At 67.9% G+C, this 12655-nt stretch carries 11 protein-coding genes; 10 read left to right on the top strand and 1 reads right to left on the bottom strand.

Annotated features, from left to right (window positions below):
- The first annotated feature begins 1 nt into the window (after position 1).
- The 7 genes from VFV67_RS04910 to VFV67_RS04880 all read left to right on the top strand — a co-directional run bounded on the left by VFV67_RS04910 (position 2) and on the right by VFV67_RS04880 (position 8706).
- Positions 2–955 (top strand): Ppx/GppA phosphatase family protein, encoded by a 954-nt coding sequence (locus VFV67_RS04910; protein ID WP_326467526.1) that lies wholly within the window; start codon positions 2–4, stop codon positions 953–955.
- 176 nt (positions 956–1131) lie between these two features.
- Complete coding sequence (locus VFV67_RS04905) at positions 1132–2790, top strand: ABC transporter substrate-binding protein (protein WP_326467524.1); 1659 nt, start codon at positions 1132–1134, stop codon at positions 2788–2790.
- Between the two features lie 83 nt (positions 2791–2873).
- Positions 2874–3803 (top strand): ABC transporter permease, encoded by a 930-nt coding sequence (locus tag VFV67_RS04900; RefSeq protein ID WP_326467522.1) that lies wholly within the window; start codon positions 2874–2876, stop codon positions 3801–3803.
- Positions 3796–4758 carry an ABC transporter permease gene (locus tag VFV67_RS04895; protein WP_326467521.1) on the top strand — a complete coding sequence of 321 codons (963 nt, stop codon included), beginning with the start codon at positions 3796–3798 and terminating at the stop codon, positions 4756–4758. The genes VFV67_RS04900 and VFV67_RS04895 overlap by 8 nt, the downstream gene beginning before the upstream one ends.
- Positions 4759–4761: 3 nt before the next feature.
- Entirely contained in the window at positions 4762–5763 is a 1002-nt protein-coding gene (locus VFV67_RS04890; protein ID WP_326467520.1) for an ABC transporter ATP-binding protein, read from the top strand.
- A gap of 94 nt (positions 5764–5857) precedes the next feature.
- Positions 5858–6934, top strand: coding sequence for an ABC transporter ATP-binding protein (locus VFV67_RS04885; RefSeq protein WP_414636175.1), 1077 nt, complete (start codon positions 5858–5860; stop codon positions 6932–6934).
- 80 nt (positions 6935–7014) lie between these two features.
- The gene (locus VFV67_RS04880) at positions 7015–8706 is read left to right on the top strand and encodes a S8 family serine peptidase (protein ID WP_326467555.1); all 1692 of its coding nucleotides are present in this window, start codon (positions 7015–7017) and stop codon (positions 8704–8706) included.
- Positions 8707–8765: 59 nt separating this feature from the next.
- On the opposite strand, the gene VFV67_RS04875 is transcribed toward VFV67_RS04880, so the two are convergent.
- The gene (locus tag VFV67_RS04875) at positions 8766–10247 is read right to left on the bottom strand and encodes a S10 family peptidase (protein WP_326467519.1); all 1482 of its coding nucleotides are present in this window, start codon (positions 10245–10247) and stop codon (positions 8766–8768) included.
- Positions 10248–10298: 51 nt separating this feature from the next.
- Here VFV67_RS04875 and VFV67_RS04870 point away from each other — a divergent pair, with 51 nt between their 5' ends.
- From VFV67_RS04870 to VFV67_RS04860, 3 genes are all read left to right on the top strand, one after another.
- Positions 10299–11000 (top strand): uracil-DNA glycosylase, encoded by a 702-nt coding sequence (locus tag VFV67_RS04870; protein WP_326467517.1) that lies wholly within the window; start codon positions 10299–10301, stop codon positions 10998–11000.
- A gap of 267 nt (positions 11001–11267) precedes the next feature.
- Positions 11268–11543, top strand: a complete 276-nt coding sequence (locus VFV67_RS04865) for a hypothetical protein (protein WP_326467516.1) — start codon at positions 11268–11270, stop codon at positions 11541–11543.
- A gap of 194 nt (positions 11544–11737) precedes the next feature.
- Positions 11738–12634 (top strand): hypothetical protein, encoded by an 897-nt coding sequence (locus VFV67_RS04860; RefSeq protein WP_326467515.1) that lies wholly within the window; start codon positions 11738–11740, stop codon positions 12632–12634.
- The last annotated feature ends 21 nt before the right edge of the window (positions 12635–12655 follow it).

Here is a 12655-nt window from a genome sequence, read left to right as displayed (position 1 = left end):
CATGGCACGGGTTGCGGCGATCGACTGTGGGACCAACTCCATCCGGCTGCTCGTCGCGGACCTGACCCGCCGCGACGACGGCTCCTGCTGGCTGCGCGACGTGCACCGGGAGATGCGGATCGTGCGGCTGGGCGAGGGGGTGGACGCCACCGGCCGGCTGGCCGTCGCGGCGCTGATGCGCACCAGGGACGCCCTGGCCGACTACGCCCTCATCGCGCGCCGCAAGGGGGCACAGCGGGTGCGCATGGTGGCCACCAGCGCCACCCGGGACGCGAGCAACCGGGACGAGTTCTTCGCCATGACCGAGAACGTGCTCGGGGTGCGGGCCGAGGTGATCACCGGCGACGAGGAGGCCCGGCTGTCGTTCACCGGCGCGGTCGGCGACCTCGAGCCGGACGACGGGCCGTTCCTGGTCGCCGATGTCGGCGGCGGCTCGACCGAGCTGGTGTTGGGCACCTGGGACGGCACCCAGGCCGCGATCAAGGCCGCGCGGTCGGTGGATATCGGCTGCGTCCGGATCACCGAGCGCTGCCTGCGTGGCGACCCGCCGACCGCCGAGGAGATCGCCGCCGGCCGCGAGCTGACCGCGCGGATCCTCGCCGAGGCGTTCACCGCGGTGCCCGTCGGCGACGCGCGAACCTGGGTCGGCGTGGCCGGCACGATCACCACGCTGTCCGCGGTCGCGCTCGGACTGGCCGAGTACGACGCCGATCGCACGCATCTGTCCCGGCTGTCCACCGACGAGATCGCCCGCACCGCGCAGGGGCTGCTGGCGCAGAGCCACGACGAGCGGGCCGCCAACCCGGTCATCCATCCGGGCCGGGTGGACGTGATCGGCGGCGGCGCGTTGATCACCCAGGTGTTGGCCGAGGAGCTGCGGGCGCGCGCCGATATCACTCAACTACTGGTCAGCGAGCACGACATTCTAGACGGCATCGCGTTGTCGCTGGTCTAGGGGGTATGCGTACCCCATGATTACCTAGCTCGATATCCCCCGGATGGACCAATTAAGTGCAATCGTGACGGCTTTGTGATGTCAAGGCTGCTGAGTTCGACTCATCAGGCGCTTAGCTTCCTCTCACATTCCGGGCACACTCGCCCGGCATCGTGCATAGCTTTGGGAGGAGTCCAATGCGTAGGTCACGCTGGTTAGCGAGGGCGGCTGGTCCGCTCACCCTCGCCCTCGTGCTGTCCGGTTGCGGCACCAGTGGCGACGACAGCGGCGGCGGCAACAACAGCGACCAGCAGGCTAAGAACGACAGCACGGAGATCACCGTCTTCGGCACCGATCCGGAGAACCCGCTGGTGCCGGGTAACACCACCGAAACCGGTGGTAGCAAGGTCATCGACGCGCTGTTCACCGGCCTGGTCAAGTACGACCCGGTCAGCGGGGAGCCGAAGAACGCGCACGCCGAGAACATCGAGACCGCGCAGGACGGCAAGTCGATCACTTTCAAGCTCAAGTCGGGCTGGAAGTTCCACGACGGCACCGACGTCAAGGCGAAGAACTACGTCGATGCGTGGAACTACACCGCGTACTCGCCGAACGGCCAGCAGGGTGCCAGCTTCTTCGCCCAGGTCAAGGGCTTCGAGGAGGTCAACACCGCGGACCCGGACGGTGACGGCCCGCAGCAGGCGCCCGAGCCCGCGGCCAAGACGATGTCCGGCCTCGAGGTCGTCGACGACCTGACCTTCAAGGTGACGTTCACCGAGGCGCACCCGATCTTCGCGACCAAGGTCGGCTACACCACCTTCATGCCGCTGCCGGACCTGTTCTTCAGTGACAAGGCGGGCTTCGAGGCCAAGCCGATCGGCAACGGGCCGTTCAAGTTCATTTCCCGGGTGCCGAAGCAGGAGATCAAGGTCGAGCGGTTCGAGGAGTACGCCGGCGAGGACAAGCCGAAGATCAAGATGGTGAAGTTCGCCTACCCGGAGAGCGTGGACGCCGCGTACGCGCAGGTGAAGGGCAACCAGCTGGACTTCCTGGACACGATCCCGCCGTCCGGCCTTGCCGGCAACGTGTGGAAGGAAGACCTGAAGGGTCGCTCCGGCAACTCCGAGATCCTGTCCATCCAGGTGCTGGCCTTCCCGCTGTACGACCCGAAGTACGGCAACGCCGACTTCCGCAAGGCCATCTCGATGGCCATCAACCGGGACGAGATCACCAAGGTGATCTTCGAAGGCAACCGCGTGCCGGTGAACGGCTACGGCGTGCCCAAGCTGCCGGGCTGGACCGACGGTGCCTGCGGTGAGTTCTGCAAGTTCGACCCGACGAAGGCCAAGGAGCTGTTCGCCAAGTCCGGTTTCCAGGGTCCGCTGGAGATCACCAGCAACGCCGACGGCGGGCACAAGGAGTGGATCGAGGCCGCGTGCGGCAACATCAAGAACACCCTCGGCCTGGACTGCACGTTCGTGCCGGTGCAGACCTTCGGTGAGATCCGCAGGAAGATCAACGCCCACGAGATGACCCAGGTCTACCGGGCCGGCTGGCTGGCCGACTACCCGCTGGTGGAGAACTTCCTGAACCCGCTGTACCGCACGGGTGCGTCGTCCAACGACAACCTGTACACCAACCCGGCGGTGGACGCGAAGCTGGCCGAGGCCGACAAGGCCACGTCCCAGGAAGAGGCGTTCAAGCTGTACCACGAAGCGGAAGAGATGATCGCCAAGGACATGCCGGCCATCCCGCTGTGGAACACTTCGGCGCAGTGGGGCCATTCCACGAAGGTGAAGAACGTTCGGATGACCCCGAAGCGGGAACTCGACCTTTCCTTCGTCGAGATCGCCTGAGCAGGACCGGGTGGGGCTGGCCGTCCGTTCGCGGAGCGGCCAGCCCCCTCGGCCTGTTCCCGTCCTGTCCATAAGGAGGGGCCATGGGGAGATACATCCTGCGCCGGTTGCTCCAGCTGATACCGGTGTTCATCGGAACGACGTTCCTGATCTACGTGCTGGTCTGGTCGGTGCCCGGCGACCCGTTCGCCGGACTGTGCGGGGACCGGAAGTGTCCGGACGCGTTCGTCGCGACCATGACCGAGAAGTACAACCTCGACGACAACATCTTCGTGCAGTACGCGAAGTACATGGGCGCGCTGCTGCAGGGTGACTTCGGCCAGACGTTCTCCGGCCAGTCGGTCGGGGAGCTGATCGCGCTGCGGTTCCCGGTCTCGGTGCGGCTGGCCATCGTGGCCGTGGCCATCGAGGCGATCATCGGGATCACCGCGGGCGTGCTCACCGGCCTGCGCGGTCGCGGCTACCTGGACAACCTGGTGCTGGTGTCCACGCTGTTCCTGATCTCGCTGCCCACGTTCGTCACCGGCTTCCTGCTCCAGCAGGTGCTGCTGGCCGGGGAATGGGAGTTCTTCCCACCCACGGTGTCCGACCAGGCGAACTGGCACGAGCTGCTCGTGCCGGGCTTCGTGCTGGGCAGCATCTCGATGGCCTACGTGTCCCGACTGACCAGAACGTCGATCTCGGAGAACAAGCGGGCCGACTACGTGCGCACGGCGCTGGCCAAGGGCCAGCCGAAGCGGCGGGTCGTCGGGGTGCACCTGATGCGCAACTCGATGATCCCGGTACTCACCTTCCTGGGCACCGATCTCGGCGGCCTGATGGGCGGTGCGATCGTCACCGAGGGCATCTTCAACATCAAGGGCGTTGGCGGCCTGGTCTACGACGCCATCCTGTCCAAGGAGGGGTTCATCGTCACCGGCGTGGTGGTGTTGCTGGTGATCGTGTTCCTGTTGGTGAACCTGGCGATCGACCTGCTCTACGCCGTACTCGACCCGAGGATCCGATATGACTGACCCCACCACAGCGGCTACCGGCTCGGCCGTCACGGAGAACGTCGACACCTTCGTGACGGCCGCGGAGCAGGTGGAGACCAAGCCTGGCAAGCCGCGCAGCCTGTGGTCGGACGCGTGGCACGACCTGCGCCGCCGGCCACTGTTCATCCTTTCCCTCGTGCTGATCGTGTTCTTCCTGACGATGGCGCTGTTCCCCGGCCTGTTCACCTCGGTCGACCCGAACGCGACCGACCTGTCCCGCAGCCGGCAGGCGCCGTCCGCGGAGGCCTGGTTCGGTTATGACGTCCAGGGTCGCGACGTGTACGCCCGGGTGATCTACGGCGCCCGCTGGTCGATCATGGTCGGCGTGCTGGCCAGCCTGCTCACCGTGCTGCTCGGTGGCGTCCTCGGCATCCTGGGCGGCTATCTCGGCGGCTGGCTGGACGGCCTGCTGTCCCGGATCGCCGACGTGTTCTTCGGACTGCCGTTCGTGCTCGGCGCGATCGTCATCCTGAGCGCGTTCCGGTCGGCGAACGTCAACAGCGCCCCGGCCATCGTCGGTGCCGTCGTGCTCTCCATCGGGCTGCTGTCCTGGCCGGTGGCCATGCGGATCATGCGGTCGGCGGCGATCACCGCCAAGCAGCAGGACTACGTGCGGGCGGCCCGGGCGCTCGGCGCCCGCACCAGCCGGGTGCTCCGCCGGCACATGCTGCCCAACTGCCTGGCACCGGTGCTGGTGTACGCCACGATCGCGCTCGGCGCGTTCATCGGCGTTGAGGCAACGCTGTCGTTCCTTGGCATCGGGTTGCGCGCCCCGGCCGTGTCGTGGGGCGTGATGATCGCCGACGCACGCAACTACATCAGGGTCGCGCCGCACCTGCTGTTCTTCCCGGCCGGTGCGCTGGTGCTGACCGTGTTGTCCTTCGTGATGCTCGGCGACGCGGTGCGCGACGCCCTCGACCCCAAGCTGAGGTAGCAGATGACCACAGTGGACGACAACAGCGCGCCACTGCTCGAAGTCAAGGACCTGTTCGTGGAGTTCCGCACCCGGGACGGTGTGGCCAAGGTCCTCAACGGCGTGAGCTATCACGTCAACGCCGGGGAAACCCTTGCGGTGCTCGGTGAGTCCGGCTCCGGCAAGAGCGTCACCGCGCAGACCATCATGGGCATCCTGGACATACCGCCCGCGGCGGTCACCGGCGGCTCGATCAAGTATCACGGCGAGGATCTGCTGAAGGCGTCCGACGATCGCCGGCGCGAGGTTCGTGGCGAGGGCATCGCGATGATCTTCCAGGACGCGTTGTCGGCGCTCAACCCGGTTTTCACCGTGGGATACCAGATCGAGGAGCAACTGCGGATCCGGCTGGGCGTGAGCCGGCAGGCGGCCCGCAAGCGGGCGGTCGAACTGCTTGACCTGGTCCGGATTCCCAACGCCGCCCGGCGGGTGCGGCAGTACCCGCACGAGTTCTCCGGCGGCATGCGGCAGCGCGCGATGATCGCGATGTCGCTGGCTCTCGACCCGGAGATGCTGATCGCCGACGAACCGACCACCGCGCTGGACGTGACCGTGCAGGCCCAGATCATGGACCTGCTGGCCGAGATCCAGGCGGAGCGGCGGATGGGCCTGATCCTGATCACCCACGACCTCGGCGTGGTCGCCGAAGTGGCGGACCGGATCGCGGTGATGTACGCGGGCCGGATCGTGGAGCAGTCCGACGCGCCGGAGCTGTACCGGGCACCCGGCCACCCCTACACCGAGGCGCTGCTGGAGTCGCTGCCCCGGGTGGACCTGCGCGGCCAGACGCTGAACACGATCAAGGGTCTGCCGCCGAGTCTGCTGAAGATACCCTCCGGATGCCCCTTCCATCCGCGGTGCAGGAGGGCGGAGGATGTCTGCCGGTCCGAGGTTCCGCCGCAGCACCGGTTGGGCCTCGGCCGGACCAGTGCCTGCCATTTCGCCGAGGAGGTGGTTGCCAGATGAGCGAGCTTGTGAGCGAATCCATCAGCACTGCACCGCCGCCGAGCCTGCGATGCGGCGGGCCGGGACAGCACCGAGCTTGCGAGGTGGTGGACCGATGAGCGAGCTTGCGAGCGAAAGCAGTGAGGCTGAGGTCGTGAGCGAGTCGAGCGCCGACCAAGTCCGCGAGGTGCCCGACGGGGAACCGATCCTTCAGGTCCGCGATCTGGTCAAGCACTTCCCGGTCCGGGTCGGCGTGCTGTTCAAGCGCACCGTCGGTTTCGTCCGCGCCGTGGACGGCGTCTCGTTCGACCTGCGCGCCGGGGAGACGCTCGGCGTGGTGGGCGAGTCGGGTTGCGGAAAGTCCACCCTGGCGCAGGTGCTGATGCGGCTGGAGCCGCCGACCGGTGGCTCGGCCACGTTCGAGGGCCGGAACATGTTCAAGATGCGCGGCCGAGAGCTGCGCCGGTTGCGCCGCAACATCCAGATCGTGCTCCAGGATCCGTACACGTCGCTGAACCCGAGGATGACCGTCGGCGACATCGTCGGCGAGCCGTTCGACATCCACCCCGAGGTGGCGCCCAAACGCTCGCGCCGGGAGAAGGTGCGCGACCTGCTCGACGTGGTCGGGCTCAACCCCGAGCACATCAACCGCTATCCGCACCAGTTCTCCGGCGGACAGCGGCAGCGCATCGGCATCGCCCGGGCGCTTGCCCTGCGGCCCAAGGTGATCATCTGCGATGAGCCGGTGTCCGCCTTGGACGTCTCCATCCAGGCGCAGGTGATGAACCTGCTCGGCGAGCTGCAGGACGAGTTCCACCTCTCGTACGTGTTCATCGCGCACGACCTTTCGGTGGTCCGGCACCTGTCCGACCGGGTGGCGGTCATGTACCTCGGCAAGATCGTCGAGATCGGCACCGAGGAGCAGATCTACGAGCACCCGACCCATCCCTACACCCAGGCGCTGCTGTCCGCGGTGCCGGTGCCGGACCCGTCGGTGCGCGGGCTGCGCCAGGTGATCCGGCTGGAGGGCGACGTGCCGAGCCCGGTCGACCCGCCGTCCGGCTGCCGGTTCCGCACCCGGTGCTGGAAGGCCACGGAGCGGTGCGCCAACGAGGTGCCGGAGCTGGTGACCCGGGTCGCCGATCATCCCAGCGCGTGTCATTACGCCGAGGAACGCTCAGTCGTGCCCTAACGTCGGGGCAACAGTTGGGGCAGTGGTAGTAGAAAGCGAGGAGAGATCGCGTGAAGCGACGGAAGACGGTACTGGCGCTGATGACCACACCGTTGGTCTTCGGGCTGGTTATCGCCGCTGCGCCGGGCGCCACCGCGCAGCCGGCGTTATCGGGCAAGACGGTGGAGTACAACGTACTGGCCACCGAGTCCGGAGGGGTGGACGCGGCTGTGGCCGCCGTCAAGGCTTCGGGCGGCACCGTGGTGAAGACCAACCGCGCGGCGGGTCTGCTCACCGTGAAGGCGCCGGAGAACGGTTTCACCGCAAGGCTTGCCACCGCGCCCGCGGTGGAGGTCGCCGCCAAGGCCAAGGTGATCGGCCGGGCGCCTGCGCTGCGGCAGGCACCACGCACCGAGGTGGAGAAGGAGAACAAGAGCGGCGCCGCCGGGGCCGCCAAGAAGGCGCAGCGGGCCGCGGCCGGCATGGACCCGCTCGACAATCTGCTCTGGGGCCTGACCTCGGTGCGCTCGGATCTGGCCCGTACCAAGCAACCGGGCGACCGGCGGGTCAAGGTCGGCGTGATCGACACCGGCATCGACGGCAACCACCCGGACATCGCGCCGAACTTCGACCGCGCGCTGTCCCGCAACTTCACTCAGGACATCCCGTTCGACGAGCTCGGCCAGGTCGTCGACGGCCCGTGTGAGTTCCGTGGCTGTGTGGACCCGGCCGACTGGGACGACGGCGCGCACGGCACGCACGTTGCCGGCACCATCGCCGCCGCCGCAGACGGGTTCGGCATCTCCGGTGTCGCGCCCGGCGTTTCCCTGGTGAACATCCGGGCCGGCCAGGACTCCGGATTCTTCTTCCTGCAGCCCACCGTCGACGCGCTGACCTATGCCGGCGACGCCGGGATCGACGTGGTCAACATGTCGTTCTTCGTCGACCCGTGGCTGTACAACTGCCAGAACAACCCGGCCGACACGCCGGAGCAGCAGGCCGAGCAGCGGCTGATCACCCGGGCGATGACCCGGGCGCTGAACTACGCGCACCGCAGGGGCGTCACCCAGGTCGCCGCGCTGGGCAACCAGCACACCGACCTCGGCAACCCGCAGCCCGACACGATCAGCCCGGACTACCCGGTCGGCACCGAGCACCCGCGGACCATCGACAACGCCACCTGCCTGTCGTTGCCGACCGAGGGCCCGCACGTGATCGGCGTGCTGTCCTACGGCCCGTCCCGGACCAAGGCCGACTACTCCAACTACGGCGTCGAGCAGATCTCGGTTTCCGCCCCCGGTGGCTGGTTCCGTGACTACTTCGGCACTCCGCAGTTCCGCACGAACGAGAACCTGATCCTCTCGGCCTACCCGCGGCATGTGGGTGTCGAGGAGGGCAACATCGACGAGGCCGGCAACATCACCCCGCAGGGTGTGGCGCTGGGTGTGCAGCGGGCGTGCAAGTCCGACGGCACCTGCGGCTACTACCAGTACCTGCAGGGCACCTCGATGGCCTCGCCGCACGCCGCCGGTGTCGCCTCGCTGATCGTCAGCCAGTACGGCAGGTTCCAGCGTGGCAACGCGAGCATGAACCCGGACGCGGTGCAGTCGGTGCTCGAGGGCACCGCCTTCAAGATCCCGTGCCCGGTGCCGCCGACCATCGACTACCTGGACGAGGGTCGCGACGCCAGCTTCACCGCCACCTGCACCGGCAACCTGCAGTTCAACGGCTTCTACGGGCACGGTTCCGTGGACGCCTGGGCCGCCGTCACCCGCGGCCGCCCGTTCCTGTGATCCGCTGATTCATTGACGATGGCCGCCGATCCCTTCGGGACCGGCGGCCATCGTTTTGTTCACTTGTCCTTGGTGCGCAACGCCCGCGCGATGAACCCGGCCAGGTCCTTGGCCTGCTGCAGCCGGCTCGGCTCGTGCACGTACATCATGTGCCCGGCCTCGTAGTAGCAGGTCTCGATGTTGTCCCGCAGCTCGTCCGGAATGGACAGATGGGCCAGCACGTGGTCGCTGGCGTAGTACGGGGTCGCGCCGTCGTGGTAGCCGGACGCGACGTGCAGCCGCAGGTGCGGGTTGGCCCGCATGGCGGTGGCGAGCTTGTCCGCCACGGTTACGTGCGCGTTCTCGAACTCCTTGTACGACCAGGACGAGTTGACCCCGATGCTGAGGATCTCGTACGGCAGGTCGTTGGTGTAGTTCAGCTCCGCGTGCAGGTAGTGGTTGAGCGCGGCGGTGTAGGCGCCCATGATCGCGATGTTGGTCGGGTCGTCCACCCACCGCTCGCGCGCGCCGTCCGGGTCCCAGCCGGTGAACCGGCCGTCCAGCCGTCCGACGACCTGGCCACGCTCGCGCAACAGTTCGGTGTAGAACCGGATGTGCTCGACCCGCAGGTTCGCCCGGAACACGTAGTCCTCGGAAAGCCCGGTCAGGGCGGCGATCCTGGCCGCGGTGGCCCGACGTTCCGGTGTGGACAGTCGGCTGCCGCGGGACAGCGCCACCGGGTAGTCGGCGGCGACGAACTCCTCGGCCTCGGTCAGCACCTCGCGCAGCGGACGGTCGCCATGGAAACCGTGGTAGTGCGCGATGGCCGCGTAGGTCGGCAGGAACACGACGAAGGGCAGGTCGTTGCCGTCGGAGAAGTCCAGCACGCTGAAGTCCAGCGCCGAGGAGATCAGCATCAGGCCGTTGAGGTACAAGCCGTACCGGTTCTGCAGGTGCAGGGCCAGCCCGCCGGCCCGGGTGGTGCCGTAGGACTCGCCGGCCAGGAACTTCGGTGACATCCACCGGCCGTTGCGCGAGGTCCACAACCGGATCACCTCGCCGACCGACTCGATGTCGGCCTGGAATCCGTGGTACTCGGCGGGTTTTTCGCCTACCGCGGCCCGCGAGTACCCGGTCGACACCGGGTCGATGAACACCAGATCGCTGTGCTGTAGCAGTGTCTCGGTGTTGTCGACCAACTGGTACGGCGGCGGGGTGAGGCTGCCGACGTCACCGGAGAGCACCCGGCGCGGCCCCAGCAGTCCCAGATGCAGCCACACGCTCGACGACCCGGGCCCGCCGTTGAACGCGAACGTGACCGGGCGGGTGAGCGGGTTCGCCCCGTCCAGCGTGTACGCGGTCAGGAACACCTCGGCCTTGGGCAGGTGCCCGTCGAACGTCCCGTTCGTGAGCACCTCCTGCCGCAGCACGATCCGCCCGGTCGTAGCGGTGTAGTTCAGCTTGCTCCGCCTGATGGTCAGCGTGTGCGAGCTGGAGACCAGATCGTCGCTGGGCTCAGGCTTGTCCGGGTTTTCTTTACCGGATCCATTCTCGGCGGTCATGCAGGGCACCCTACGTGCTGCCATTCCACCCCGGCCAACCACAATCCTCTCGTGACCGATCTCGAGGACCTGGACCGCCAGGTCACCGAATGCCGCGCCTGCCCGCGCCTGGTCGCCTGGCGCGAAGAGGTGGCCCGCACCAAGCGCGCCGCCTTCGCCGCCGAGGAATACTGGGGCCGTCCCGTCCCCGGCTTCGGCCCGCCCGACGCCGCCCTGCTCATCGTCGGCCTCGCCCCCGCCGCCCACGGCGCCAACCGCACCGGCCGCATGTTCACCGGCGACCGCTCCGGCGACGTGCTCTACGCCGCCCTGCACGCCGTCGGCCTGGCCTCCCAACCCCACTCGGTGCACATCGCCGACGGCCTCACCCTGTACCGCACCCGCATCACCGCCCCCGTCCGCTGCGCCCCACCCGCCAACAAACCCACCCCCGACGAACGCGACCGCTGCCGCGTCTGGCTGACCCAGGAACTCACCCTGCTCCGCCCCACCCTCCGCGCCATCGTCGTCCTCGGCGCCTTCGGCTGGCAGGCCCTCCTCCCCGTCCTCGCCACCGCCTGGCAAATCCCAACCCCCCGCCCCCGCTTCGCCCACGCCACCCACATCACCCTTCCCGCCACCGACCCCGCCGGCTCCGCCCTCCACCTCCTCGGCTCCTACCACGTCAGCCAACAGAACACCTTCACCGGCCGCCTGACCCCGGCGATGCTGGAGGCCGTGCTGCTCGAGGCCAAGAAAGCGGCCGAACTCTGACGGAGGTTGTCCCCGCCACCCACCCAGACGGGATGAGGGCCGGGCGCTGCGCGCCCGGCCCTATCCCGATCAATCGATCACGGCGGCGCGGTTGTGGCTGCATTGGCTGCCGACACGCCCACCATCGTGTGATGTCCACAGGTCAGGTTCAAGGTCAAGAAGTTCCGCTGTTTCGACTGCGGAAGTCGGTACACCTGCGACTGCGATCCCGCGCACGAATACCGGACCTATGAGGAGAAGCTGACTGACGTAGCCCTAGGGGTTGCAATGGTCGAGGACGCGGCCCAGAGGTACGGCGATCTGTCGGTCCTGATCACCACTGACACCGATCTGACTCCGGCGATCAATGCCACGGCGGAGATCGCGCCGGACCGTCCGATCTACTTGGCGTGCCCGGCCGGGCGGCAGCCGCCCCAAGTGCGTCGCCCACCAAGCGTTACCTCGTTTCTGATCGGTCGCCGCCAACTCGCGGCATCGCTGTTGCCGGCCCGGGTGGTGGGCAGCAAAGGCCAGATCCACGAGCGTCCAGACAAGTGGCGGTAGCGCGCTCGGCGTCCGTGAATCCGGGTAGGGCTGCCGCGAACTCGCGCGACGGGCGATTCGGGTTCTGCGATGCTGGGCGGGTTCCGTAAGTGACGGCCGGGAGATGACTGATCATGGGGGACCGGGCGAACTATGTCGTGGTGGGGAGGGACGGTCGGTGGCGCCTGTACTACTCCCACTGGGGAGCTGTCCGAATGGACACCGATCTCATCGTGGGTCCCGATGCGACGACCAGATTCGCCAGTGTTCAACGCCAGGTCGAGGACACGGTCGCGGGGTGGCTGGACGATGACTGGTGTGAGGGTGCGGCACTGATCGATCATCGGCGGCGGGTGCTGCTGTACTTCACCTGGCACCTCGACGGCCCGGCGCATCGTGCCGCGCTGGCCGCGGTCCTGGCCCGTACCTGGCCCGGCTGGGACATTCGCTGGGCATACGGCGGATTGGGTGACATCGTCGCTCATGTGGACCTCGACCCGGCAGTCGTGCGGGTGGAACGCGGGACGGATGCACAACTGTTCCCCGGTGATCCCGACTACATCGGCTGTCTGGTGACCGTTCGCGATACGACCGGGCGGGTCGACGCTTTCGCGCTGCGTGGCTCTCTCTCGTGCGCGTGGCGGGGTCCGGACCTCGTGGCGGCACTTCCGCGGCGGGCGCGCGTCGACGAGTGTCTGGAGCATCCCGAGTCCGGCCTACACATCGATCTTGCGACGCGGACCGCCGGCTTCTGGACGATGGGCAGGTTGCCAAGCACGAGCGTCGAACTCGCCGCGCGCTGGCCCGGCTGGCGGGTCGAGTTCTGGGCGGATCGTTGGCCGGAGCAGGTCGAGCGCTGTGCCGGGGCTGTCGTCCTACCGCGGGTGGACCTCCGATCCGGGCTGGACAAGCTGAGTCTTCGACTTTCGCGAGCCTGGGACGGCGACCCGGGCACGGATTGGCTGAACGTGGTGCGAGCGCTGGAGACCGAAGGCCACGAGGTGCGCGTCTCGCCCGAAGTCTCCGACCACGTCAAGGTGGTGCCCAGCGCCGAGGAGCTTGCCGCCGTCGCGCGGGTCATCGCCGAGCTTCGGGAAACCGCGGCCCCGTGAGTCCGGTAGTTCTGGCAGCAG

Source organism: Actinophytocola sp. (assembly GCF_035762905.1).
In the GTDB taxonomy this organism is placed as follows: domain Bacteria; phylum Actinomycetota; class Actinomycetes; order Mycobacteriales; family Pseudonocardiaceae; genus DASYTH01.
Note: the sequence above shows the minus strand (reverse complement) of the source record. Positions and strands in the feature narration are given on the sequence as shown.

Coding starts and splice junctions, on each gene's coding strand:
- VFV67_RS04860 (WP_326467515.1), top strand. CDS start 11,738: ATGGACACCGATCTCATCGTGGGTCCCGATGCGACGACCAGATTCGCC.
- VFV67_RS04895 (WP_326467521.1), top strand. CDS start 3,796: ATGACTGACCCCACCACAGCGGCTACCGGCTCGGCCGTCACGGAGAAC.
- VFV67_RS04890 (WP_326467520.1), top strand. CDS start 4,762: ATGACCACAGTGGACGACAACAGCGCGCCACTGCTCGAAGTCAAGGAC.
- VFV67_RS04885 (WP_414636175.1), top strand. CDS start 5,858: ATGAGCGAGCTTGCGAGCGAAAGCAGTGAGGCTGAGGTCGTGAGCGAG.
- VFV67_RS04910 (WP_326467526.1), top strand. CDS start 2: ATGGCACGGGTTGCGGCGATCGACTGTGGGACCAACTCCATCCGGCTG.
- VFV67_RS04875 (WP_326467519.1), bottom strand. CDS start 10,247: ATGACCGCCGAGAATGGATCCGGTAAAGAAAACCCGGACAAGCCTGAG.
- VFV67_RS04900 (WP_326467522.1), top strand. CDS start 2,874: ATGGGGAGATACATCCTGCGCCGGTTGCTCCAGCTGATACCGGTGTTC.
- VFV67_RS04905 (WP_326467524.1), top strand. CDS start 1,132: ATGCGTAGGTCACGCTGGTTAGCGAGGGCGGCTGGTCCGCTCACCCTC.
- VFV67_RS04865 (WP_326467516.1), top strand. CDS start 11,268: ATGGTCGAGGACGCGGCCCAGAGGTACGGCGATCTGTCGGTCCTGATC.
- VFV67_RS04880 (WP_326467555.1), top strand. CDS start 7,015: ATGACCACACCGTTGGTCTTCGGGCTGGTTATCGCCGCTGCGCCGGGC.